We start from the raw sequence: 26,101 nt of genomic DNA, 5'->3' as shown, positions 1-26,101 counted from the left end.
CACAATAACCTATTGCGCGAGCTACATCACCATGAACAATTTGAAATGCACCTTTAGCTTTATCACGTGAATGTAAACTAAAGCCGTCAGCGTCAATATTAACTAATTGCGGTTCACTGTCTTGACGTAACATAGGATCGTCTTGCGCTAACATTTCAGTAGTGCGTTCTTGCTGGGGGTAGTACAAGATTTCTTGTTTGCCTTGTAGTTGCTCAGCTAATGAATCTAAACAGTTTTCATGAAAAATAATATCGCAATCAGTATACCATAACCAGTCTGCCTTACTTGAGCGGGCCGCTATGTTTCGGCCAATGCCACGTCTAAATAATTTACCTTTAGACATCTCTTGGAAGTTCCAAGTGACATTATCAACACTCTTTTGCTTGAAAAATTCCAACACCGCTTGGGTTTTAACATCTTCTTTGGCATAAAAAACGGTAACGGTAAGGGCACACTTAGTTGGTGGGTAGTTAACAAAAGAGCTTAATTGGTAGGTGAGCATGTTTGAATAGCCCCAGCAATGACTGACTATTTCTAACTGGAAAAAACCATCAACGGCAGTACGCTCTGTTTTTTGTGGCAATGCTTCTCTAAACCAAGATGGAGGTAAAATTCGCGTCATAACAAGACGGAAGAAGTGAATGGCATAAGTATTATACCAGCGTGGAGCGTGAGTGGTTGTCGTTATCATTAGCTAGTTCGCATTTTGATTAGTCATGATTTTTGAGCCTAGCAGTATATCATAAGTTTAATTTTTAAAATTAGCCGTTTATTATTTACTTACTCGAGTAGGTCGCGAGTAAGTAAATAATAATAAATAGTTAATGAAATATTAAAAACGATATTCCCACTTCACATAAGCATCAAACTCGGTACCGTCTTCATAGGTCGTATCGTTACTGATAGCGACCTGGTTATTAGCAAATTTTGAGTTGGTTACTATCATGCCAAGGGTGAAACGAGAATCGAAAGCGATGAATTTATATTGACCATCAAACTGTAAAATATCTTCGGCCACTTTAGATACAGGATTACCTAGATTAATATCGTCAGGATATTGGTCAATATTATCGGTATTTAATTGTACTTTTCTAAACTTTAACTGCCAGCTATTACCTGCTTTAGTTTGGATTAGAAATGTAGCCACTAAAGTTTTTGCATCATTATCATAAGTAGAGCCTATGGTGCGACGATAATAACGGTAGCCTGACTCATAGGTACTATGCTCATAAAAACAGTTGAGGTAGGTTGAATCACTACCGCCACAAGCTACTTGGGTATCGGTAAACTCTAAGTTGGCCATGATACGTTGATCTAATAAAGTGAAGCGGGTTTCAATGCCATACATATCGGCTTTATCGGTAATTATGCCCGCATTAGGTGAGCCATCTTCACCTATGGTCTGAAAATATAGCGCGTAAGGTAGGTCATATAGTGTATCAGACCAACGAATATCATAACCAGCAAGGTGATTACCTTGATAGGTATTATTCGATGAATCGCAGTTAGGATCGCCGTTGGCACATTCTTGACCACCAAAAAGTATTTTAAAAAAATCCGACATTGAACTCGGTTGGCCTTCGCCGGCCCATTGAAATGACCAAGAAGCGCCAATCTCTAAACCACGAAGTGGACGGAAAGTACCTCTAGTACTCCACATCATTGTATCAGGAACTTCGCGACTTTCTTCTAATTGTGCCATTTGTGCGGTAAGTGTCCAAGGACCAATCCAACTTAGCCAAGGGGTTTCAAAAGCTGCTGAGTTATCACGGGTAATACTCAACGCAGGTAAAGGTCTTGAATTGGTGGTCATAATTAAATTGGTGTCGATGCCAGGGCCCCACCAGCGTTCAATTGCACCGGCACTTAATACCCAATTACCTAATTTATAGGCCAGGTAACTGCCGTCGAGATTAAAGTCACTACCTTGATTTAATTCCGGGTTGTCATCTAAACCTAGGCGATAATTTACTTGTAATTTACCTGCTAGGTTACCAACAAAAAACTCATCGGAAAGTTCAATGTTTCCTTGGTCAAAATGGTCATTACCGTAACTGGTAAAGCGATTTTGATTAGTTGCTAAGTAAATACTCTTTTTGGTCGTATTTTGATTACTTGACGCATATTTATAGTTATACCTGACATGATCAAGGGCTTGAATTTGCTCATCACTAAGTAATGAGGTGTTAGCCGATAGAATGTCATCCTTAATAGCATTCCACATCAGCGGGTAAGTCGTTACCGGGGCGGTAATTAGACCTATATCAGCAAGTAGTTGAATATCATTTCTTAAAGCGAGATCATCTGGCTCTACCCAAGGTGCGGCAAAGCTTGAATTTAAAAAAAGTAAAGATAAAATGGCCAAACTAGGCTTTAACAACATTAAAATATCCTAAAGAGTGCAGTACACTGATAATAAAAGACTAATAAATAAACACTAAAAAATTGCCGCCTAAAGATATCAAAAAATTGCGACAATAAAAATTGCGCAAATTGTAGCAGTGTTAGCCCGTTAACTCATCTACTGTTTAAAGTAAGTAACAAAAAAAACAGCGGTAGCGATTAGAGCAATGCGCTATTTTCAGGTATTATGCATGGCTTTATTTCCCCTCTTAACTTTCGGTCTTATACTTTAATGGAACCTAACTGCGTATTATTTATTCCTGTATCTTCACCTTCCGGCATAGGTGAGTACATGCGCTCAATGATTATTGCCAAAGCGCTGAAATTGCGCTGGCCTAGCATAAACATCCATTTTATTTTAAATGAGCAAGTCGCTTATTTTCACGACTGCCCTTATACAGTACATGCTTGTCAGGATTCACCGACCAAAGATGTAGTAAGAGTTAACGCTATTATTGCTAAGGTTAGCCCTGACTTAGTGTTTTTTGATGCCTCGGGGCGCGCTAAACAGTTTAAGCAAGCGAAAGCTATCGGCGCCAAAGTTGCCTTTATCTCCCAACATAATAAAAAGCGTAGCAGGGGATTGAAGTTAAACCGCTTATTCAATACCGATATTCACTGGGTAGTTCAGCCTGATTTTTGTATAAAGTCGATAAGCTATTGGCAACGAGCGAAGCTAGCCTTTTTTAATAAAAAAGCCCCTCAAAATATAGGTCCTGTTTTTGAAGTGAGTAGCAGTGCATACCAAACCCAGCTTATTGAACAATTTGATTTAATTAAAAATGACTATTTTGTCTTTAATGCCGGCTCTGGCGGACATATAGTTGCGAGAGAACTTGCCGCAGATATCTATTATCAAGCAGCGCACACCTTTTACCGACTAACAAAAATAAAATGCTTAGTTATATTTGGGGATAATTATCCTAAAGCGCTTCCTGACGATAGTGATATCACCTGTGTGAAAAGTATTAGCAATAAAAATTTTATAGCCTTGATATCAACTGCTCAAGGTAGTGTTATCAGTGCTGGTGATACCTTATTACAGTGTATTGCTTTACACAAACCTTGTGTGGCCGCACCAGTATCGCCGGATCAACCTGCGCGTTTACAGCTCTGTCAGCAGAAACAACTTGTACTTGCGGCTGAAGCAACACCCGATAGCTTAGTGCAGCAGGCTCTGCGATTAATTGAAAAACAACAAGCTAAAACTCTTATTAGTAATATGGCACAACTTGCGCCAGTAAAAGCATTAGCGCAGATTGTCGATGATATCGCTGCGTTATTTTCTCTTGGTAATGAAAGTGATGTTCAGAAAAATAGTGTCCAACAAACTAGTTCTCAGCAAAAAACAACTCAAAAAGTCAATGTGCAGGATGATAATTAAATGAAAAATATAGCCATAGTCATCGATGGGCTAACGGGAGGCGGGGCTGAACGTGTAATGATCAGCTTAGCCACTGAAATGGTTGCGCAAGAGCATACAGTCACCATTTTATCATTAAGTAATCGTTGTGATTACGCTATTCCTGAAGGGATTAATGTTTGTTATTTGTTTGACCATAAAGCGTCAAAGGTTGATAGGTTTTGGCAAGTCAAAGCCAGTGTCGCTAAACTGCAGGCTTGGTTTGCTGATGCTGAACAGCAACAAGGCAAACCTTTTGAGTTAGTGTTATCTAATTTAGATCGCAGTAATAACTTACTGGCCAAAAGCCGAATTCGCTCGGTTTATTATATTGTGCATAACAGTGTTGAAGAAGAATTGCAGCGACAAAAAAAACTCGGGCCTTTAGCTTATTGGTACTTACTTAAATCAAAAAAGAATCTGTCTGGCAAGAATTTAATTGCAGTGTCTAAAGGAATAGAGCAAGAAGTATCTCAAGGAACGGTCATTTCCCCCAAAAACATAATGACTATTTATAACCCCTTCGATATTGAAGATATTCAGAAAAAATCATTGATAGAAAATAGCGCCATACCCAATGAACCTTACATTATCCATGTTGGCCGATTAGCTAGACAAAAACGGCATGACATTTTATTTGCCGCATTTGCTCAAGTCAGCCAAAAAGTTAAGCTAGTGTTATTGTGCAATAAGCCAGGAAAGGCGCTGAAGCTTGCAGAAAAATATGGTATTGCTGACCGCCTTATTTTACCTGGCTTCCAAACGAATGCTTATAATTGGATAAAACAAGCGCAAGCCTTAGTACTTAGCTCTGATTATGAAGGCTTTGGCAATGTACTCTTAGAAGCTATTGCCGTTAACACTAAAGTGGTAAGTACCGCTTGCCCTCATGGGCCGGATGAAATATTAACTGGACCATTAAGTGATTATTTAGTACCTAGACGAGATCCGAAGGCATTGGCACTGGCAATTGAACGTGTGCTAATTAGTGAACTTGATTTAGCCGAGGCAGATATTATTGGTAAGGTAACAGCAAGTAAAATTGCTCAACAATATTTAAGCCTAGCAAAGTAATCTGCTAGTGGACGAAAGAAAAGACCTTAGTGAGGTAATCACTAAGGTCTTTTTTTAGCATTAAGGTATTAATTATTTTTTAATACCCTTAAAAATAAGTTTCGATATTATGACCAGCTTTCCATAGCGCCTTTACGGCGAGTGAAGAACCTTGGTAAAATTAAGCCTAAAATTAAACCTATACCTAAGACCAAGGCGCCATTGAAGAACCATTGCTTTTTGATGTTGGTATCTTGATCTTTAATTTTTGTGCGTGTTTCTGCCAAGGTAGTGGTTAGCTGCTTCAGTTCAGCCGTTAACTTTTTCTTATCACTAGTTAGTAGCGTTACTTGGCTATTCAGGCCATTAACTTCACCATCTAGTTGGCTGGCAAAATCACTGTTAGTAGCAATTTTTCCATTAAGTTCAGCGACAATAAAGCGAAGTCCGGCTTGCGTGGTTACATATTTACTTTCCACCCAAGTGGCGCGATTCTTATCATCGATAATTTCACTATAGCCATTGTCTTGTGAACCGGTAATTTTAACTTCAGATCCTGCGATAACTGTGCCTAAAATTCTATAATTGGTGCCAGGTCCTGCATGCATATATATGAACAATTCATCAGAGATATAACCCTGCTTGTAATTGTTTTCTGCAGCCTGAGCAGATGAAAAAAGCAAGCTAGATAAAGTGATAGCAAGAAATGCTATGACGTTAATAACGTTATTCATAAAAAACCAATGTAGTATTTAAATCAAGGAAGACAAGATATTATGTGTTTGCAGCTTTGATGGCAAGCTAAGAATGATTTCATTATGCGCCAATATTAGCTCAAACCTTAAGCATATTTGGCTTTTTATTGGTAAGTTATCAGCAAGTTGAATTACTTAGCTAGTAATGTTTTCGTAGACTAACCTATATTCTATATGAGTTTGCGGTAATTAAGGGATAACTCTCTATTGGCATATTCATGTACTAAAGGTATGATTATTAAGTGATAGCTAAAATACTAATTGGAAGATAATGGTTACCGAAATTGAATTGAAATACTCCTTGCTTGAATGTCGCGATATGGCGACAGTTCAACAAGTTAAAGCACAAATATGCCAGTTACTTACCGAGCAAGAGTTAGCATTTGTTCATCAGGTTAAACAGCTAAGTAATCACTATTTTGATACCGAGAGTTTGTCACTGCGCCAACAAAGAATAGCATTACGAACTCGGGGCACTCAGGCTCTACACCAAGATGTACGTTTTGAGCAAACCATCAAAACTTCTGGCACCGTCATTGCCGGTTTGCACCAAAGACCAGAATACAATGTCGATATTGATGATGCTAAACCTATTCTGGCCCTGTTTCCGGAAGCCATTTGGCGGCCAGCTACGGATATTAAGCAACTACAACAAGAGATTGTTGAGCTCTTCTCTACTAACTTTACCCGCCATACCTGGTTAGTTACTTTAAGTAATGCGCAAGTGGAAATTGCCTTTGATAGTGGTGAGGTTGTTTGTCAGGGACATAGTAATAAACCACGTATTTATGAAATTGAGTTAGAGTTAGTGAGTGGCGATACTCAGGCGTTATTTGTCTTAACTAAGCTTTTATTTAGTCAATTAGCTTTAAGGCCAGGGCAGTTAACCAAAGCCGCTCGCGGTTATGCCTTATATCATGAGAGTATTGCCGTTAGTGGTAATCTTGAAAATATAGCTATTGATGATGACGAACTTGTTGAGCCGATAGCACTGACAATGATAGATTTATCCAAAAATAGCAGCATAGACAGCGCCTTTAATAAAGGCATAGAGTATTCTATAACTCAGTTACAGCTCAGTGTTGATAGCTATGTTGATGCGCCCTCATTGTCTAAATTAGCTAAGATAAGTGAATTGCTTGCGCTACTTAGGCAAGGTTTTTGGCTCTTTAATGAGTTATTTCCTGCTAACAAATCTCCCTCTGAGCAGCAAGAGTTACGCAGCGAACTTAGTTATTTTATTCGAACTATTCATTGGGTGAATAATGCCCACTATATTCAAGCACTAACGAGTAAGCGAAGTTCCAATCAAAAGGCCGCATCGGTAAACCAAGAGTTGATAACTAAGTTACAGTTGGCACAACAGCGTTACCCTAATGAGTCGCAAGTGTTAGCGATATTACATAGTGAGCGTTTTAATAATTTGCAATTAAACTTACTGTCATTATTGCTTAAAAGAAATAGTACTGATACAAATAAAACTGAAAATACATCGTCATTAATTGAGTTTGCCGCTAAGCACTTAACTCATAGCTCTAAGGCGATAAGTCGTGAACTCGCTAAATTGCAAACACCACCAAACGCTTCATCTAGCGAGTTATATTTAACCGCACACAGTTTATTGATTCGCGCACTATTAACCACAAGTTGGTTTGGTGGCTTAGTTTCGGGGTCAGAGAGCGATATGGTTAGCCGGTTTAGTATGCCTTGGCTTGATATTAAGCAAGGTATTAGTGAATTGCAGTCTTTGAGTTTATTACAGCAACAATTAGTACACTTGCCAGCATCCGAGCCGAAATTAGCACAATGGTTAACCAATAAAAGTGACAATTTAATTACCGCACTAGATCAATCTAGAGCTAAAGCCTTAACGATGAAACCTTACTGGTCATAGCCACGATGATAAAAAATAAAAAATCACGCGCTATTTTTATACACATCTCAATGTCATTGTTACTGTTATTTACTCAGCCGTTACTGGCCACCGTTTATGATATGGGCGAAGTGAACAAGCGCCTGATTGGTCAACCAAAAGTTCATATAGTAGTCAAGGGTGATTATTTTCAGCAACTGGCAGAGCAATATGATGTTGGATTTTTAGCTTTACTTGCGGCGAACCCACAGCATGACCCATTTTTACTTCAAATTGGTACAGAAGTCGTTATTCCCAACGAAATGTTATTACCCTTCATTACTCGTCAAGGCATAGTGATAAACCTACCAGAATTACGTTTATACTACTTCTCTCCTGACGCAAATAAAGTCCATGTTTTTCCTGTCGGCATAGGGAGACAGGGCTTATCAACCCCGTTAACTAGTACTGTTATTGGTGAGAAGAGAAAGGATCCGACTTGGCGGCCAACCAAAGAGATGCAAGAGCGTTACTTTGCTGAGCATGGCAAGTATTTAGCTAAAGAAATTGCCGCCGGGCCTAATAATCCTTTTGGTAAATATGCCTTACGTTTAGGCACCAGTGAATACCTAATTCATGGTTCGAATAAGCGCTTTGGTATAGGTATGCGGGCAAGCTCTGGCTGTATAAGATTATACGATAATGATATTAAATGGCTTTTTGATCATGTGCCGGTGAATACTAAAGTTAGAGTGATTAACCAACCGGTAAAAATGTCCTATGAAAATGGTGAAAAGCAATTAATAGAAATACATCAGCCGTTAACCGACCTTGAATCAAGCAAGGGTAATGTAATTGTAACCAAGGCCATGCAGCTATTTGTCGGCAGCAAGCGAGAGCACTGGCAGCAATTACTGCCCATTATTGAAAAGCCCCACGGTTTAGTGGTTGAACTCTCCAAGTAAGCGGTAATTTTAGCGATGAATAAACAATAAAAGCTAGACAATAAAAAAGCACCATGAGGTGCTTTTTTATTGTCTTTTACTCGTTGAGTTAACTCAACCCTAGCGATTACTTCTTATAAGAAGCAACAACATTATCAATGCGTTCGTTAGCTTTTTGTGCGTCACTTATTGCTTGCTCTGCTGCTGTATTAGCTGTTTGCGCATATGCGGCTGTTGATTGCTGCTGAGCTTCTAAATCAGCAACTTGGGCTGATAAAGCGTCAACCTTATTGTTTAATGAGCTAATGTTGGCATCAAGTGCATCAGTATTTGCACAAGCCGAAAGTGTTAAGGCGAAAGAAATTGCGGTGATTTGTTTTAACATAATGATATCCCAAGTGAAGTTATTATTAGATTCCGTTCATTGCAGTATGGCACAAAAAAAAACTTTAACAAAGCAGTTACATCTTGAGGTAAGTTATTGATATCAGGCATTGAAATGACTATTTATTTTCGTCGCTATTACCTAAGTTAATATGCGTGACTAAATCATCCATCAGTCTCTTTTTAATGCCGAGCTGGTCTTCGGCTGGCAGTTGATATTTTTCTGCGAGGATTTGGTAATCGCTAGGGGCAAGACTTACCGTTAAACGCGGACGTTTAGGTCTTTTATTTATCGGTAAACCTAAGATGTCACGAATTTGATCAGACGGGCTTAAGCCAGCATCGAGCGCCTGCTTACGGATAGACAGTTGGATTTTTTCATCCATATCAAAAGCAACTTGCACAGCTTTTATTGCTTTAACTGAGGATTGCCATTTCTCGGGGATTTTTCTCGCCATAGTACTTCCGCTTAACTTTTAGATTAACTTCTGCTGAAGGTGTCGATTAACTTGCTGGGTACATATCAATGATATCACTAAGCGGCCTAAATAAAGTTAAGCATACTTCGGTATCACCATCTTGCCAGACCTCAACATCAACGCCTTTGCTTTGGTCTTCATTAAAAAGGCTATATAACTCGAACTGCTCGCCGCTGTCTTTGCCTTCATATGCTGATAAGTTTTCACTACGGTGATCTTTACGATGAAAAAAGCCTACCTTAGCAAAAACACTTTGTTGATATTGCTCGCTACTCCACATAGCGGTGATTGCTGAGTCAGCTTTTTTATCCAGGAAAGCTTGTCCGGATTCATCAAAAATTTCGGCAAATTGCTCTAAGTCAAACAGTGTTTCGACATCTTCATGCTGAATTTTTAATGAAAGTTTCAGCTCGGTAATATCATCCACTTCTAGCGATAAAAATATCTCTAGGGCATTAGTGCCGACAAGTGCCCATTCTGTTTGTATATTGTTTTCAAATTCATAGCTATTTACTGCTTTCACTTGAAAGTCTTGCCCGCGTAACGACTCAGGTAAGGCAAAGCTGTCGGTTAGCACAATAATATCGCCAACCAGTAGTTGGTTTACTTCTGTTAACTTTCTCTGCTCATTATTTGATTTGTTAAATATTTTCTTTAAAAAATTCATCTGATGACCTAACGTAGAATGGGCACCTATCTAAAGCTTCAATAAGTAGCGATAAATAATAGTGCCCATTGGGTGTTGTTTATTATGCAAAAGCGTTAAACATGTTATTAGCTAACTAATGTTAGCTAATAACAGTCAGTCAGTTAACAGACTGACGTTCGACATTATTTTTGCTTAGCTTTCAAACGCTCTAATACTGAATTAGCGCTATTATCTTGTGAACCAATACCCGCTGCTTTTAATTGTGCTTGTAATGAGCTATCTGAGTCTTCAGATTCAAGTAGTTCAGCAGCTTTCATTCTATCATCAAATTTTTGCTGCTTCGCTTTAATACGCTCAAGTGAATCTTTAGCACTTAATAACTTAGAGTTACTTGATGAAAAGTTGTCGGTAATTGCTGAAGTCGCTTTTTGTACGCTTTCAGTGGTTTTCACCATAGACAGCTGACGTTTGTGCTCTGCGACTTGGCGCTCACTTTTCTTCACTAATTCTTTGAGACGCTCAGAGTTACCGCTAAAGCTATCGTGAGCGTGTTGTTGCTCTGCTAAAGTAGTTTCTAAGTTAGCAATTTTCTCTGCTACCGCTAGCGCTAAAGTTTCATCACCTTTTTCAAGTGCTTGGGTCGCATAACCTTCGTGTTCAGTAACTTCGCGACTTAAGCGGTCTACTTCACGCTTTGCTGACATTTGCTCAGCCATAACGCCGGTTAGGTCACGTTTTGCTTTAGTAAGGTGATTTTCAGCATCGCGTATCTCTTGCTCAAAAATACGGGTTGCATTAGCATCGATAATTGCTTCACCAGCTTCTGATGCACCGCCGCGAATTGCGGTCATAATCTTTTTAAATATACTCATTAGTAACTCCACTCATTCCTAATAATTAGGGGATAATTAAGGTCGACTCTTACTTAACTATATAACTAAAGTAAGTAATCACTCATATCATCAATAACTTCTACGGCATTATTACTCAATACCGCTAACTCATGTTCAACATCAATAAAGCTTGAGCTGATAGATAAAGCACCAAAAACTACATATTTATCACCAATTTTTGAAAATGATGATAATGGCATAGGGATATTCATTTCCAACATGCTTTCATGCATAGCATTAATACTCTCGGGTTTTACTTCTTCAACGCCCCATAAGTAGGTAATGCAAATAATTTGATCTTCGGTTACCGAGATAAAAACGGGTAATTCTTCACGGCCTAAGATACTAATTTGCAGGACGTCAACTTCGCCAGATATTGGTTGGCAATCAAAGCTCATTCCTGTGTCTGAATTATCTGCCAAGCTGTTTAAGTGATCGGCTATAGTATGAATATTCATGTATTTCCTATCCTTCCTTTCTTTAGTGAAAAAGTCAGATGACATATTATGTCGTCTGAGTTAAATTTAACACCTTGACATATTATGTCAAGGTGTTTTTATAAACTAATTGTTACTGTCTAGTATTACTACGTTTTATTTCTACCTAATTATCATTTGGGCATTTCAGTTTAATTCAAGCCTTGTTGATCTTGCCAAGCCTTTTGATGCAACTGATAAATGGTATGGCTACCCAATATATTAATGCCAATATCTGCTTTGTCTTGGTAGAAATTATTAGGGAAAATAAAAGCCGCTTTTAATATAGCTAAATTTATCCATTGATGCGCAACTGGCAACTGGCTTAGTTTGTTTAATCTTGTTAATGGGCTAGCACCACGTTTAGCCGCAATGGTCCAACCCCACTCACCAAAGCTGGGTACATTGTCGTGATACTGCTCAACATGGGCAAAATTTGCCGCTGCCACTGTCTTACCAATAGCAATAAATGAGTCTTTAGCATGATACGGGCTGCTTGATTGGATTGCGATTAAGCCATCGCCAGCAAGTAATAAATTAAGCCGAGCATAAAAATTAACCGAATAAAGTTTATTCAGATCCGGGTGACTAGGATCGGGTAAATCAACAATGATGGCATCAAATACTTGCCGATCTTTTAACAAGTCATTAATGGTAATAAAAGCATCCGCGCGATAAATAGTGACACGTTCATCTTGCAGGCTTTGTTCATTTAACTGCAATATCTGTCGAGCTAAGCGCGGATTTACTAGCTCCCTTGGCTTTTGAAAAATATCAATAAGCTCACTATCTAAGTCGATTAAGGTGACACTTTTTGGATTGTATTTTAATACATCGCGTAAGGCTAAACCGTCACCACCGCCAATAATTAATATATTATCATGTCGTGCAGAGCCTGCCATAACAGGGGCAACCAGGTAATCATGATAGATATGTTCATCAATAGATGAAAATTGTAAACGACCATTTAAATAAAAGTTAATAATATTATCTTGGTCAAGCCCCATGTGGCGCTCAGTAAAGGTAAGTTGTTGATAGCGAGTTTTGTCGGTATGCACCACCTTATCTAGGTAGAGCAAACTATTCATTTGATTGAGCCATTGATTACCATAGTTAAACATTAAAATAATCACCAAAGCTAATAGGCAATGTAAAGTGACGAACGTTTTGCGCCAATGCAGTCGCTGCCAATAGCGCATAATGAAAAAACCACCGGCAATAAGGTTTAAGCTAGCGGTTATTGCTGCGGCCTTACTGATATCTATACTCAATAAAAAAACAACCCAGATAGCAGCACCAATACCGGCGCCGACATAGTCTGCACCGTAAATTGTGCCTAAATTATTGGCAAGATGCTGTTGATGGATATTCTCGCGAATACGCGCAATTAGCGGGATCTCCATACCAATAAAAAAGCCCAGCAGTGCACCGAAGAAATAAGGGCTATTAAAAGCAAGCCAACTCAATTGTTTAAAAAGCCCACCCTGGGGTTTCATATCGGGTGGCAGTGATAGCATGTTCGATATTAGCTCTGGAAATATCTGGGTAATGGCAATTAAACCACCAATAATTAAAATAGCCGAGCTGCCGAGTAGGGCAATAATGAGTTCAAGCCAAACAAAGCCATTAAAAGCACAGCGGACTTTACGCGCTGCAAATGCGCCAAGCCCCATAGACACTATCATCAAACCTATCATGGTATAGATAGTACTTTCCATAACCCCCAACACTCGACCAGCGTAATGAGATAATAAATACTCATATATAAGGCCACAACCCGCTAACACGGCCATGGTTATAATAAGTAGGGTATCGTCGAGCAGGTGGGACTTACCTTGAGGTAATGAGTCTTGAGGTAAAATATTTTTGAGTAATGGGTCTTGAGGTAAAGTGTTTTGTGACATATTGGTTTAATTTCAGAGCAGAGGGAGGTTTAAGGCAGTGTTTACGTTAATTTTGGTAAATCACCATCAACTTTCACTAGAAATTTGATGGTGATTCAATAATGTTGTTATGCCATTAGCGCTGTCAAAATTAAGGCAATGGCTATACTGGTGGCCATCTCAATACTGGCGACACCAATATTATGTTGTTGATCAACTTCCTCAACTAAATCAATACCCCAAAGTACAATGCGTTTGGCTATTGCGGTAAGTACAGCGACAAGTAAAGTCATTACTACGCCAAACACTAACCAACCAATTAAATTAATCACTAAGGTCTCAGGGCTATAAATAAGGAAATGGCTGGCTGCGGTTACTGCTAACGCTGTGCTGATCACTTGGCCACTATAGCGAATTGCTAGGGCAAGCTGGCCATTACTTAAGGCTTCTTGCAAACAATCTTCTTGGTTGTTTTTTGCGTATTGTTTTTCTCTAAGTCGGGTGACAAGAACTAACATGGTTTGTGCAACAATAAAGCCGCTGGTGATGGCAATGAATGTGCTTAGGTCTAAACCATCAACCCAGAGTAAGACTGCGCGAATAACAATGGCGGTCGCTATCGCACCGGCGGCATCAATAATGCCTATGGTGAGATTTTTTTCAATAATTAAGGCATTTTTATCTATATGCTGCAGCGCCACTTTATCATGGATAACACGACCCACTTTTATCAGTATTAAGCCATAGCCGCCGTATGCCAACATGCCAATGGCTTCCATAGCATAGCTACTTGCGGCTTCTCCGGTTATGGCACCGGTAAGGACAATACCTAAGGCTAAGACACTACCAGCAACACTGATGCCAAAGGCGAAGTTGTCTTCTTTGGCTAGCTCTTCGGTGCTATTTACTTTCGCGCTCAAGCCAGAAAGGAAACGCATAGCGCCTAATAACAAGATGGCAATGGAAATGTCTATGGCTAAATAAACGAGTAAATCTAGGCTAATATTATTTAAGCTAACACCAACGAGTTCGATGACTGTGTTCATAATTTTGTTGTTCCTATTCTTTTCATATTAACGACTTATTATTATTTCCCGCGTCTAAAGCCGCGTGAGGTGTTGGTGTTTGAATTTCTAAAGCTTGAGTTTTTACTTTTCGACTTGCTGGCATAACTACTTTTCTTAACAGCATTAGTGCGAAAGCGGTTGGCACTGGTTTGTGCGGTTTTACTTTGGCTAGATAAACTCGATGATCCCGTTCTATTTTTACTGTAGGGACTGGTAAATTTTTGTCCGCTGCGGCTAAACGATTTTTTAGTGCGAGTATCTAGTGAGTTTTGTTTTTTTAATTGTCCAGGAGAGCTGTAGCGTGTTCTGCCGTAATCATTGTAATAGCTATAGTTACGGCTTCTACCCCAATCATTATAAGAGGTGCGTCGACCAAATACGTCGCCCATCATTGAATACATGCCATACCAAGCCCAAAAAGACATACCATTACTACCGGTTTGCCAGTTACCATAACTTGGATTGCCAATTAATTGCTCACCAGTACCGAAGTCTTGGGCATTATTGGCACGCTGGCTTTGTGCTTTTGATAACGAATTAATACGCGGCAATTGGCCATCTGACATGTCAGCTAAAACATTGAGTGGATCACTTAATGCGTCAGAATAGAGTACCGGATCTGCCGCTTGGTAAATATTAAGTAATTCATTATAAAGCGCCTGTGAAGAGTCAAACATTTGTGGTTGATTCTTGGCAGTGCTCACCCTATCCAATAGCGCTTTATACATAGGACCATCGATAGAAGCATCTTTGCGAAACTCGTTAATCAATGGGGTTAAGTGGGCTTTATTAACCTGAACCTTATCAGCATATTGGTTAATTAAGTTAGCATTGCGAACTTGGCCATTACTTAAGGCATCACCTAACTGAGCGACTCTTTGTTCAGTGATAGGTAGTTGCTGTTCGATTTGCGCTTTCACGGGATCGCCACAACCAAAAAGGCTAAGGCTGGTAATTGTGATCAAGAGCAATAAAAAAGGTGTTTTTAGTAAGTGCATTTCTGCCATCATCTCCTCAAAAATGCTATGTTATCGAAATAGTTAATTAATTTTAGCGATAAATCATAGACAAGTGTCAATTAATACCATTAACGACATATTATGTCTATAGGCAACGCTGCTTATGTAGGAATTCTTGTGACCTTATCCTTTTCTCCGCTCTTAAAGCAACAACAAACAACAAGTTGGCAACACTTTATTGAGCAACACTCTCAAGTATCTGCTGAGTTAAGCCAAGAGCAGTTGAGCACATTTAAACAAGCGATAACTATAAGTGACTATATTTTTGCCAGTGCTTTACAAGCACCTGAGCTGGTAATAGAAATTTTTAAAACGGCTAACGAAGATGTTTTACCAGATTATAAGCAGCTTTTACTTGCCCAATTAGCCGATTGTGCTGATGAAGCTCAATTACATCGCCTACTCAGACGTTTTCGTTTACAGCAAATGGTCAGAATAGCCCTTGATGATATGGTGTTTAATATCAGTTTAGATGCCTCATTAGCGCGATTGTCATCTTTGGCCGATGAACTTATATTAGCGAGCTTGCAGTGGCTGACTGATTTTTGTCGACGAAAGTGGGGCACACCTACCAATGAACGGGGCGAGCAGCAGATCTTACTGGTTTATGGTATGGGTAAGTTGGGCGGGAAAGAACTAAATTTTTCTTCCGATATCGATCTTATTTTTACTTATCCTGAATGCGGTGCAACCCAGGGTTGTCGTCGCAGCATAGATAACCAACAATTTTTTACCCGCTTGGCACAAAAGTTAATAGCCTCATTGCATCAAATCACCTGTGATGGTTTTGTCTATCGCGTTGATATGCGTTTGCGTCCCTTTGGTGACAGTGGTCCACTGGTATTAACGTTTAATGCCATGGAGGATTATTACCAAGAGCAAGGGCGAGATTGGGAGCGATACGCCATGTTAAAGGCTAGAGTTATCGGTCAGTCCAAATACCACCAAGAACTATCAAGTATGCTCAGACCTTTTGTCTATCGCCGCTATATTGATTTTAGTGTTATAGACAGTTTACGCCGTATGAAAATGATGATTGCTCAAGAGGTTCGTCGAAAACAGCTAGTCAATAATATTAAATTAGGGGCGGGCGGTATTCGTGAAGTTGAGTTTATTGTGCAAGTTTTCCAACTAATTCGCGGCGGACGGGTTAAGGAGTTACAGCAACGTAGTTTATTAACGGTGTTACCGAAATTAGTCTTGTCAGGGGAGATTAATGACACCAGCAAACAAGTACTTGAAAATGCTTATCGCTTTTTACGACGTGTAGAAAATATCATTCAAGCTATTGCCGATAAACAAACACAAACCTTACCGGATAATGAGCTTGATCAGCAGCGACTGCTCGCGGTACTTGCCATTGGCAGTTGGCCTGAATTTCTATCTCTACTAGCCAAGCATATGGAAGCGGTGCATCAAGAATTCGATTTACTTATTGGTCTTGATAGCCCTAATCATCAAGCACCCGATGAGCACTGGGTTACACTTTGGCATAGCCGTTGGAGTGATGAAGAGTCTATTGCTTGGTTGGAGCAAGAGGCTCTCGGCTGGCAAAGTGATAAAGTTTGGCAAACATTAAGTGCTTTTCGAGAAGATATTGGTAAACGCAGTTTAGGTAATCGTGGCCGACAGGTTTTGGATAAACTAATCCCATTGCTTTTATGTCGACTGCAAAAAAATGTCGATGCCGGGCAGGTATTAGCGCGGGTACTGCAAGTTTTTAGTAAAATAGTCACCCGTACCGCTTATCTAGAATTACTCTTTGAAAATGATGGCGCCTTAAAGCAACTTATTCATTTATGCCAAGCAAGTAGCTGGGTAGCTGATTATATTGCCAAATACCCAATATTACTTGATGAGCTTATTGATCCTGAATTACTGCATAATCCGCCACAGCTTTGTACTTATGCGGTGGAGTTACGCGAGCGCATGCTACGAATTCCAGAGGAAGATCTTGAAGCGCAAATGGAGTCGTTACGTCAATTTAAACAATCGCAGCAATTACGTATTGCTGCGGCTGAAATTGCTGACGTATTACCTGTCGGTAAAGTTAGTGAGCATTTAACCGCTTTGGCCGAAGCGATATTATCAGAGGTAATTAACCTTGCTTGGCAGCATGTTAATGAACGCTTTGGTGTGCCAAATTCATGTTTAGGTGGAGCCAAGGAAAAAGGTTTTGGCGTTATTGCTTACGGTAAAACCGGTGGCGTAGAACTTGGTTACAGTTCAGACTTAGATTTAGTGTTTGTACATCATAGTGAGCCTGATGAAGTGACTAGTGGTAGGGCCGATGGTAGTAAATCGGTACCAGCAAGCCAGTTTTATATGAAGTTAGCACAACGCATTATGCATCTATTTAATACTCGTATGAATAGTGGCATATTGTATGAGTTAGATATGCGCCTAAGGCCATCAGGTAACTCAGGAGTGCTGGTGGTACATCTAGCTACTTTTGCCCAATATCAAGATGAAGAAGCTTGGACTTGGGAACATCAAGCCTTAGTAAGAGCCCGAATGATTTTCGGTAATGAAAAGCTGCAGCAGCAATTCATCGCTATTCGACAAGCTGTATTATCAAAACCCAGAGAGCTAACCGAGCTTAAAAGCGAAATTATTAGTATGCGGGAAAAAATGCGCAGTCATCTAGATAACTCCACTGAATTGCAGTTTGATATTAAGCAGGGCAAGGGCGGTTTAGTTGATATTGAATTCATTGCCCAGTTTTTAGTGCTCGCTCATGCCAAGCAATATCCTGAATTGATGTTAGCTTGTGATAACTTAGGGATTTTTAAATTACTGCTCAAGTTTGCTTTACTTAAAAAAGTCGAACAGAAACTGCTTGGCGATATGTATCAAAAACTGAGAGCGCTAGGACATCAAGCAACCATGGAAAGTGCAGGACATTTAATTAATAGACAAAACGTCACTGGGCAAGCTGCTATTAGTGATATTTGGCAAAAACGCTTGGTTGATTAATAAGGGTGTTTAATAAAGTGAATTAAAGGATTTATTAATAAGAGTTTTCACTGGCAAGTAAAATACACTCCTCATCCAAAAAAGGCTGAGGAGCACTTTCAATAATGACAATAGCACGTTGACGATTACAAAAGAAAATCGACAGACCCGATTCAAAGTGACCCTCAATGGCCTTAGCTACTTGAAAGGAGGTTTTTAATATGTTTTTTTCAATCCTAAACGGGTCTTTTACCACATAATCTCGGTTTAACCACCAAATTAAATCGATACCATCTTTGTCAGAATATTCGGCAAGCTTTTGATTTAAGGTTTCACCGCGTCTAAAAGGGCGAGATTCAATACTGCCTTGCCAATTTTTTTTATAAGGGCGTACCATCATTTCTCGCGCTTGCAATAACTTGGTTAAATCACCTTTCGGCTCGGGCAGGTAAACAATATTGTTGCGAATTTTCGGACCTTTACCATCCATATCGCCACGTAAGTTCGCATAATATTTAGATAAACCTATGGCCGCGGCATTGGTTGAAGTCCTACCTTGCTGATAATCGGCCGCGCTACTTTTTGCCTGTTGGGGCAGTGGGGTTACCGACGTTACACTGTTACTTAGGGCACTTTGATCAACCTTGCCTAGAGAGCCATCAAGGGACAGCAAAAAGTCTTGGTTGGCAAAAAAGCCCCAAGCTAGCACTGTCAGGAGGAGTCCTAAGATAATATTCCGCAGCCAAAAGTTCATCGCTTAATCAATACCTTTGTTTTCATTACTTTAATTATAGTGAATTTAGCTTACTTTACCCAAAGAGTGATATTTATACAAATCCCTCTCTATTTTCACCTCAAGGCTTTAATGCTAGAGGGACTTAATGGGGGTAAATAACAATAATAATTAGTTAGTTATATATTAATAATTATTTATATAGTGAGGCATCGTCAGGGTTAGGTCTAGTCTTAAAGCGTCGATGTAACCACATATATTGCTCTGGTTGTACTAGAATAGCTTGTTCTATTGCTTGGTTTACTTTAATTAAGTCTTGTTCATCATTATCTGTTGGGAAGTTTTCTAATGGCGCTGATACTTCGATGGTGTAACCACTATCATCGGCATTTCTTCGCGGAATCATCATTACTGTTTTGGTATTTCGTTTTCGAGCGAAAATCAGCGTACCAGTGGTAGTTGCGGTTTCTTTAACGGCAAAAAAGGGTACAAATAGACTTTTATTACGGCCGTAATCTTGATCGGGTAAATAAGCGCAGGCCTCTTTATCATGCAGTGCTCTTAATAAACCTTTAACATCTCGTTTGCCGACCATATACTTATTTGAACGCGCTCGACCTCTATGCTGGAAAAATTCCATAAGTGGATTGTTATGTGGACGGTAAAATGCCACCAGTGGGTTATCAATGCCTGCGCCACGAGCGCAAATTTCTAAGCTTAAATTGTGCATAGCTAACATTAATACGCCATTACCTTGAGCTTGTGCTGATGTTATATGATGTGCACCAATTACTTTAACTTTTTTGGCTACTCGCCAATTTGGCCACCACCAACCCATACCGGTCTCAAATAAAGCAATACCGGTATTTTCAAAGTTCTTTTTTAAAATACGTTGTATTTCTTGCTCGCCTTTCTCTGGAAAGCATAAGCGTAAATTAGTCAGGGCAACATGTTTTCGCTTTGACGCAATGTTAAAAATTAACCGGCCTAAAACACGGCCCATGGCGAGTTGTAATTTGAAAGGTAGCCAAGAAATGCTGTAAAGGATAAAAACACCTAGCCAAGTTAACCAGTATTTGGGTAATAAAAAAGACAACTTAAAATTTGGCTGTAACACTTTATTTTTGCTCAATGTATTTTCTCATCTGACCTTTAGTTTAACTATGCATGATTATACGCAAGTTAGTTTGTCTTGGGCAATGAAGTTATTTACCACTTAATGGGTTTTTCCAGTAGAATAGCGGTCATTAGATGAATAATTGGTATTTTGAGAATTTTTTAATGGATGCAGTGGTTAACCAAGCGGTAAGCAGTACTGAAATTGAGCTTATTATTGGCAATTCAAAACGGAATTTTTCTGGAATTACCTCAACTATGTTGCAAGTGGTATCTTACCAAAAGCACATGATCCCATTACGTATTATGGGAAAAAACAATTTAACCGATGCCAGCTTAGCCATCAGCTTCTGGCAAGTGGTTAAAATGTGTCAACGCCCTTTAGCCAATGGCAAGTTACGGATATTTCATGCTCGTCGTGTTGATGAAATGATTCAAGGGGTAGTGTTAAAATACCTTTTTAGAGCCAAAATTAAGTTAGTATTCAGCTCTGCGGCTCAGCGAAAACGCGCAAAATTCACCTGTTGGTTAACTAGACGTATGGATGCGGTTATTGCCATGTGTAAAGCTTCAGCCAGTTATTTAGAAAACCCTCCTAGTACCATTATTTATCATGGCGTTAATACCAGCGCTTATACGGCGAGTGCAGACAAGCAACAAGCTTGGCAAGCTCTTAACTTATTAGCGCCCAGTCAAGTCAAAGGCAAACGCGGTATCGCTATTCTTGGCCGAGTGAGAAAACAAAAAGGCGTGCACCTCTTTGTGCAAAGCTGCATAGCGATATTAAATGACTATCCGGATTATACTGCGGTTATTGTTGGCGGTATTGCAGCTAAGCACGAGAAATATACCCAAGAGCTACGCGACAGCATTGCCCAAGCTGGCTTATCTGATCGAATAATATTTGCCGGTGAACAGGATTTTGCTGACATTCCTAAAATATTTAGCAGTTTATCGCTAGTGGTTGCCTTGAGTGAAAGAGAAGGCTTCGGCTTAACTATTCTTGAAGCCATGAGTAGTGGTGTTGCTGTACTTGCCAGTGAGGCAGGAGCTTGGCCTGAAGTTATTCGTCAAGGTGTCGATGGTTATGTCGTTCCGGTAAATGATTTAGCGGCAGTGAAAGATAAAATGGCGTTATTACTGAGTGATGAAACTAAGCTTGCTCAAATGGGCCACTCTGGTCGTCAGCGTGTTGAAGAATATTATACTGTCGAAAGAGAAGCAATAGAACTGACCCGTTTCCTTAAAACCCTAGTGTAAAATATGGGATAGAGAGTCGTTATTGTTAACGACTTTACTTATTTATTAAGTAACCCTTGCTGTTAAACAATCCTGCGCTAACTAGCCTGAACTCAATATAAACTAACTAAGGTAAGTCATTGTCCACCTTATGCGCTGCCAGTGCTCATACCCTTTATTATACCAATCCCATTAAATTATTGCCCACTTGTGCAGGATAAAATACGTCAAGGCGGCGTTGCTCACAATCACACACGCCAGCTACTGGTCAATCGAGCGCCTTGCTTTGATTTGTTTTTCCTGTGCACAACAAGATCACAAACTTAATTAAACTGCTATTAAACAACGAATATAGTGTGCCTACCTCTGGTTAAATTCCCAATACAAAAAAGCCCTAAGCAAAAGTATTACTTAGGGCTTTTTAATAGCTTGATTAACCGGCTATTTGTTAAGGAGTATCATTAATCAATAGACTAATTAACTGCCATTAAACCTGTGTTGATAGCACTTATATCTTCATCGGTAATAGTACCAGCCGCACGTTTCAATAATAAAACGTTTTGAATATAGTCATAACGTGTTGATGATAAGTTTCGTTTAGCATTGTATAAGTTACGTGTACTATCTAATACATCCACTATGGTACGAGTACCCACTTCAAAGCCAGCTTCTGTTGCTTCTAGTGCTTTATTGGCACTGAGAACCGATTGTTCAAAGGCTTTAATTGCAGAAATAGCAGCAATAACGGTATTGTAGGCATTACGTGTGGTGCGAACAACACCGCGATGTGTTAAAGATAAATCTTGGCTAGCAAGAACAAAGCGACTTTGTGCTTGGCGCACTGAACTTTGAATAGCTCCACCAGAATAAATGGGAACGTTTAAGGTAATACCCACCGAGTAATCATTGAAATAAGGTGTTTCATCAAAGTCTTCATTGAAACCTAGAGCCTCAACACTGGTTTTACTTTTACTACTGCCCCAATTACCGTTTAGCGATAAAGTTGGATAATGGCCTGCACGAGCTATACTGATATTTTCTTGCGCAATATCAATACCGACTTTTGCGGCAATTAAGTCAAGATTTTTTGCTTCAGCCGTTACTTGCCACTCATCAGCACTATTAGGCACTGGAGTGCTAGTGCTAAAGCGCTGTGTATTCAATATACTGACATTTCTCGGATAAGTATTGGTAATGACTCGTAACTCTTCTTCTGCTTGAAAAATGGCATTTTCGGCGCGAATCTCTTCAGTAACTGCACTATCAAATTGTGCTTGCGCTTCATAAACATCAGTTATTGCGGTCAAGCCAACAGAGAACCTTTGTTTAGTTTGTTCAAGCTGGCGGGCAATGGCATCTTTTTCTGCGGTAGCAAAAACGAGATCATCTTTGGTGCTTAATAAATCAAAATAAGCTTTTGCTACGCGAGTGATTAAATCTTGTTTGGCAACTTGATAGTTTAAATCACTTTGATGGGCTGATTTTTCGGCGTTACCTAAACGCAACCAGCTATCATGTCGATACAGTTGCATGTTTAAATTGGCACCAAAATTAGTTGCATCAGTATTGGAGGTTGTATCATAGACAACCACATCTGAGCCTACTAGTTGAGATTGTTGTGATTCACGCTCGCTAATGGATATACCACCCGAGGCATTAATTTGTGGTAATAATACTGAACGCGCTTGTTCAATATCTTCTTTTACGATCATAAACTGCGCTTGTGCTTTAAGTACCACAGGGTCGTTTAATAATGCCTGCTGGTAAACCGTCAGTAAATCATCAGCTTGGGCTTGTGTACTGCTAAAAGCCGCGGTTATCGCTATAATTAGGGTGCTTAGTGTTTTTTTCATGAGTAAGGAATTCCTTGGGTGTATTACTCTTGTTATTTATTTATTGGTATTCGCTGATAGAGTATCCTACATGGATTTTTAAATTAACCAAATAAAATAACTGTTTACTAGTGTAACAAATTATTTTACAAAGTATTTAACCAAAGAGAACCTTGATGAAAGTTAATAAAAATAAGCCTTTAGCTATGCTGCAATTCGATAATGAACAGGTGTCGGTGCACTCGGTTGATACCAAGTATCAGGGCTTTTTTAAAATGAATGAATACACACTGCAGCACAAACTTTTTTCCGGCCAGCAAAGTCAGACATTTACCCGAGAAGTTTTTGAGCGTGGCGATGCCGTTGTTGTTATGCCTTATGATGTCAAGCAAGATAAGGTGCTGTTAATCGAACAATTTCGAGCTGGCGCTATTAGGGGAGAAGATAGCCCTTGGTTATTAGAGTTTATTGCCGGTATGTTTGATGATAATGAAAGCCCAATCGAGGTCGCTATACGAGAAGCTAAAGAGGAAGCTAATATCAGCCTTAGTGCCGATACCTTACAACCGATTATGGAGTACCTTTCTAGCCCTGGCGGCATGAGTGAACGTATTCATCTTTATTTAGCGCATTTTGACAGTGATAAAGTTAGTGATGGTGGCGTTTATGGCCTGCTCGAGGAAAATGAAGATATTCTATTACATCTTGTTAGTCGCACTAAGGCTCTGGAGTTATTAGCGCAAGGTAAAATCACTAACGCAGCCACTATTATCGGGTTACAATGGCTGCAAATGAACTATCAATCACTTTCGCCTAAAAAGTAGCGGTATGAAAGAGAACTGTACTAAATCTTCCAGTACTAAATGAAGTAGTTAAGAGGCAGCTATGAGTTTTTTTCCCAATAGAGCGTTAGTTAATGGGGTTAGAAAAAATTATCAACCTAACTTAGTTAGCTTGATGACTTTGTGCGCCAACAACTATATGTTATTGCTGAAGGTGTTAGCGGGGAAATCAGCGCTTGATGAAAAACGCCATTTTTTTATTAGTGACTTCCTCTCTTATCAAGTAACCGTAACAGAGGTGACTCGTTATACCTCTGTTATTAGCTTTGAGCAGGAAAGCTTACGCCATTCCCTTAAAAATATTCCCGGTGTTGTCGCCAGTGCGCTACATCCGCGTATGACTATTCGTTTATATCACGATGCTCGCATGGCGGAAGTACTGGCTACGCAAGATATCAGGCAGGTAAAGCCTCGGTACGACTACCCTAATAGTCAAATGCATCAGCAAGATGAAAAGCAGCAAACTAATCAGTTTTTAAATGAATGGCTGCATTTATGTTTGCGTTTAGGGCAAGTGAATGTTGAGTTGCAGTCCTAATTTATGAACTTATCAGATGATAGCCCATTGAATAATAAGCCCATAGTGTTAGCGCAAATAAGCGATAGTCATTTGTTTTCATCGCTCAATGGCATGCACCATGGCCACAATGTGTTAGCAAACCTAAAAAAGGTGTTGCTGAGTATTTGTCGTAACTCTAACATTGACTATGTTGTTTTTACCGGTGATTTGACGCAAGATCACAGCGAGCAATCTTATCAAAATTTTGTTGACCTTGTCCGTGAGTGTGATATTGCCATACCTATTTATTATTTAGCGGGTAATCACGATGAGCCTGAGTTGTTAGCAAAATACTTTTCTGCAGCGCCGTTTTCATCAGATACCTGCATTGAGCACCCGCATTGGCAAATTCAACTCGTGGATAGCAAAAGCGCAACACCAGCAGGTTATGTCAGTGAGCAAGCATTAGCTAAATTGCAAAGTGCTATCAAGCAAGGTAAACATCAGCTCGTTATGATGCATCATCATCCTATAGATGTGGGTTATTTTATTGATAAACATGGTTTGCAAAATAAAGCGGACTTTTGGCAAGCCATAAACGACTATGACAATATAAAAACCATCGCTTGCGGCCATGTACATAGTGCTATGCAACTCTCGAAGCAAAGTGAACCAGCTGTGGTAGTTAATGCATCTAATGGACCTAACGCAATTAAAACAACTAAAGCTGTAACAGCTCAATCGATAGCAGTAAATAAGCCCGTTACTTTATATACCTGCCCGGCAACATCGATACAATTTGACCCTAGTGTCGATGGCGTGACCGCTTTAGCGAAAGGACCGGGTTATAGAATTTTTAATTTATCTGCTGATGGTCACTTGCATAGCGATGTTATTTACTTATAAATAGTGCCTTTATCCTTGCCTGCGGAGCCTGTAGTTTAGTGTCGCCTATGCCATGGTAGTTCTTTTAAAGAATAGATTCGTTACTGCCTTCATTATTAATAGAATAAATAACATTATGAAAAAAAACATTCTCTACATTCATGGTTTTAACTCTTCGCCATTGTCGCTAAAAGCCGAACAAACCCGTCAATACTTAGCTAAAAACTATCCTAATGTTGGCTTTGTCTGCCCGCAATTAGCCTCGACACCAGCCAAAGCTATTAGTCAATTAGAGCAACTCATTGAAAGTCACAGCACAAATAGCCAGTGGTATTTAATCGGTTCTTCATTAGGCGGTTATTTTGCTAGTTACCTGGAGGGAAAATATCAATGTTTAGCGGTGTTAGTGAACCCAGCGATAACACCATATGAATTATTGTATGACTATATTGGTGAACAGGTTAACCCTTATACCCAAGAGGTGTACCAAGTAACCGAAGAACATATACAGCAATTGCAAGCGCTTGAACAAGCAGCCCCGACAATTGCTGACAAGAAAAAAAATAATTACCTAGTTATGGTACAAACAGGTGATGAAGTGTTAAATTACCAACAAGCTGTGGGAAAATATCAACATTGTCGATTAATAGTACAAGAAGGAGGCGATCATAGTTTTATTAATTTTGATAAATGCTTAGCAACCATAAGTGACTTCTTTCAACTTGATAATACCCAATAAAT

24 protein-coding genes are annotated in these 26,101 nt (G+C 39.5%); 10 read left to right on the top strand and 14 right to left on the bottom strand.

What is annotated here, in order from left to right:
- Together HRT50_RS06225 and HRT50_RS06220 are read right to left on the bottom strand one after the other, a co-directional pair.
- On the bottom strand, positions 1-691 hold a 691-nt coding region (locus HRT50_RS06225; protein ID WP_291612435.1), incomplete at its 3' end, for a glycosyltransferase family 2 protein.
- A gap of 141 nt (positions 692-832) precedes the next feature.
- Positions 833-2,383 (bottom strand): capsule assembly Wzi family protein, encoded by a 1,551-nt coding sequence (locus tag HRT50_RS06220; RefSeq protein ID WP_291612433.1) that lies wholly within the window; start codon positions 2,381-2,383, stop codon positions 833-835.
- Positions 2,384-2,695: 312 nt separating this feature from the next.
- Between HRT50_RS06220 and HRT50_RS06215 the strand changes: the two genes are divergently transcribed.
- Positions 2,696-3,787, top strand: coding sequence for a hypothetical protein (locus HRT50_RS06215; RefSeq protein WP_291612431.1), 1,092 nt, complete (start codon positions 2,696-2,698; stop codon positions 3,785-3,787).
- Positions 3,788-4,879, top strand: coding sequence for a glycosyltransferase (locus HRT50_RS06210; RefSeq protein WP_291612429.1), 1,092 nt, complete (start codon positions 3,788-3,790; stop codon positions 4,877-4,879).
- A 107-nt stretch (positions 4,880-4,986) separates the two neighbouring features.
- Here the strand turns inward: HRT50_RS06210 and HRT50_RS06205 are convergent, their stop codons facing one another.
- On the bottom strand, positions 4,987-5,592 hold the full coding sequence (locus HRT50_RS06205) for a TIGR04211 family SH3 domain-containing protein (RefSeq protein WP_291612426.1): 606 nt from the start codon (positions 5,590-5,592) through the stop codon (positions 4,987-4,989).
- Positions 5,593-5,884: 292 nt separating this feature from the next.
- On the opposite strand from HRT50_RS06205, the gene HRT50_RS06200 reads away from it, so the two are divergent.
- Both HRT50_RS06200 and HRT50_RS06195 read left to right on the top strand, forming a co-directional pair.
- Positions 5,885-7,507, top strand: a complete 1,623-nt coding sequence (locus tag HRT50_RS06200; RefSeq protein WP_291612424.1) for an inorganic triphosphatase — start codon at positions 5,885-5,887, stop codon at positions 7,505-7,507.
- 5 nt (positions 7,508-7,512) lie between these two features.
- Positions 7,513-8,430 (top strand): L,D-transpeptidase family protein, encoded by a 918-nt coding sequence (locus HRT50_RS06195; RefSeq protein WP_291612422.1) that lies wholly within the window; start codon positions 7,513-7,515, stop codon positions 8,428-8,430.
- Positions 8,431-8,536: 106 nt separating this feature from the next.
- On the opposite strand, the gene HRT50_RS06190 is transcribed toward HRT50_RS06195, so the two are convergent.
- From HRT50_RS06190 to HRT50_RS06155, 8 genes are all read right to left on the bottom strand, one after another.
- Complete coding sequence (locus HRT50_RS06190) at positions 8,537-8,794, bottom strand: Lpp/OprI family alanine-zipper lipoprotein (RefSeq protein WP_291612420.1); 258 nt, start codon at positions 8,792-8,794, stop codon at positions 8,537-8,539.
- Between the two features lie 118 nt (positions 8,795-8,912).
- A complete protein-coding gene (locus tag HRT50_RS06185) occupies positions 8,913-9,251 on the bottom strand; it encodes a hypothetical protein (protein WP_291612418.1) in 339 nt (112 codons plus the stop codon).
- Positions 9,252-9,297: 46 nt separating this feature from the next.
- The gene (locus HRT50_RS06180) at positions 9,298-9,939 is read right to left on the bottom strand and encodes a hypothetical protein (protein ID WP_291612416.1); all 642 of its coding nucleotides are present in this window, start codon (positions 9,937-9,939) and stop codon (positions 9,298-9,300) included.
- 164 nt (positions 9,940-10,103) lie between these two features.
- Entirely contained in the window at positions 10,104-10,793 is a 690-nt protein-coding gene (locus HRT50_RS06175; RefSeq protein ID WP_291612413.1) for a PspA/IM30 family protein, read from the bottom strand.
- A gap of 65 nt (positions 10,794-10,858) precedes the next feature.
- Complete coding sequence (locus HRT50_RS06170) at positions 10,859-11,272, bottom strand: DUF2170 family protein (RefSeq protein ID WP_291612411.1); 414 nt, start codon at positions 11,270-11,272, stop codon at positions 10,859-10,861.
- Between the two features lie 170 nt (positions 11,273-11,442).
- A complete protein-coding gene (locus tag HRT50_RS06165; protein WP_291612408.1) occupies positions 11,443-13,194 on the bottom strand; it encodes a polyamine aminopropyltransferase in 1,752 nt (583 codons plus the stop codon).
- Positions 13,195-13,301: 107 nt separating this feature from the next.
- Complete coding sequence (locus tag HRT50_RS06160) at positions 13,302-14,219, bottom strand: DUF350 domain-containing protein (RefSeq protein ID WP_291612406.1); 918 nt, start codon at positions 14,217-14,219, stop codon at positions 13,302-13,304.
- A gap of 41 nt (positions 14,220-14,260) precedes the next feature.
- Entirely contained in the window at positions 14,261-15,247 is a 987-nt protein-coding gene (locus HRT50_RS06155) for a hypothetical protein (RefSeq protein WP_291612405.1), read from the bottom strand.
- Between the two features lie 129 nt (positions 15,248-15,376).
- Here HRT50_RS06155 and glnE point away from each other — a divergent pair, with 129 nt between their 5' ends.
- Positions 15,377-18,235, top strand: coding sequence for a bifunctional [glutamate--ammonia ligase]-adenylyl-L-tyrosine phosphorylase/[glutamate--ammonia-ligase] adenylyltransferase (glnE, locus tag HRT50_RS06150; RefSeq protein WP_291612402.1), 2,859 nt, complete (start codon positions 15,377-15,379; stop codon positions 18,233-18,235).
- A 34-nt stretch (positions 18,236-18,269) separates the two neighbouring features.
- Here the strand turns inward: glnE and HRT50_RS06145 are convergent, their stop codons facing one another.
- Positions 18,270-18,968, bottom strand: a complete 699-nt coding sequence (locus HRT50_RS06145) for a TcpQ domain-containing protein (RefSeq protein ID WP_291612401.1) — start codon at positions 18,966-18,968, stop codon at positions 18,270-18,272.
- A gap of 172 nt (positions 18,969-19,140) precedes the next feature.
- Positions 19,141-20,079, bottom strand: coding sequence for an LpxL/LpxP family Kdo(2)-lipid IV(A) lauroyl/palmitoleoyl acyltransferase (gene lpxL, locus HRT50_RS06140; protein WP_291612398.1), 939 nt, complete (start codon positions 20,077-20,079; stop codon positions 19,141-19,143).
- Positions 20,080-20,228: 149 nt separating this feature from the next.
- Between lpxL and HRT50_RS06135 the strand changes: the two genes are divergently transcribed.
- Entirely contained in the window at positions 20,229-21,323 is a 1,095-nt protein-coding gene (locus tag HRT50_RS06135; RefSeq protein WP_291612437.1) for a glycosyltransferase family 4 protein, read from the top strand.
- A gap of 452 nt (positions 21,324-21,775) precedes the next feature.
- Here HRT50_RS06135 and tolC read toward each other — a convergent pair whose 3' ends face one another.
- A complete protein-coding gene (gene tolC, locus HRT50_RS06130; protein ID WP_291612396.1) occupies positions 21,776-23,155 on the bottom strand; it encodes an outer membrane channel protein TolC in 1,380 nt (459 codons plus the stop codon).
- Between the two features lie 155 nt (positions 23,156-23,310).
- Here tolC and HRT50_RS06125 point away from each other — a divergent pair, with 155 nt between their 5' ends.
- From HRT50_RS06125 to HRT50_RS06110, 4 genes are all read left to right on the top strand, one after another.
- Positions 23,311-23,958: an NUDIX domain-containing protein gene (locus tag HRT50_RS06125; protein WP_291612394.1), complete on the top strand. Its 648-nt coding sequence runs from the start codon at positions 23,311-23,313 to the stop codon at positions 23,956-23,958.
- Positions 23,959-24,019: 61 nt separating this feature from the next.
- Positions 24,020-24,514 carry a DUF1249 domain-containing protein gene (locus tag HRT50_RS06120; protein WP_291612392.1) on the top strand — a complete coding sequence of 165 codons (495 nt, stop codon included), beginning with the start codon at positions 24,020-24,022 and terminating at the stop codon, positions 24,512-24,514.
- Positions 24,515-24,517: 3 nt separating this feature from the next.
- Positions 24,518-25,381: a metallophosphoesterase gene (locus HRT50_RS06115; protein WP_291612390.1), complete on the top strand. Its 864-nt coding sequence runs from the start codon at positions 24,518-24,520 to the stop codon at positions 25,379-25,381.
- A 115-nt stretch (positions 25,382-25,496) separates the two neighbouring features.
- Positions 25,497-26,099 (top strand): YqiA/YcfP family alpha/beta fold hydrolase, encoded by a 603-nt coding sequence (locus HRT50_RS06110; protein ID WP_291612387.1) that lies wholly within the window; start codon positions 25,497-25,499, stop codon positions 26,097-26,099.
- Positions 26,100-26,101 lie beyond the last annotated feature (2 nt).

The sequence above is a fragment of the Colwellia sp. genome, assembly GCF_013215345.1.
In the GTDB taxonomy this organism is placed as follows: domain Bacteria; phylum Pseudomonadota; class Gammaproteobacteria; order Enterobacterales; family Alteromonadaceae; genus Colwellia.
Note: the sequence above shows the minus strand (reverse complement) of the source record. Positions and strands in the feature narration are given on the sequence as shown.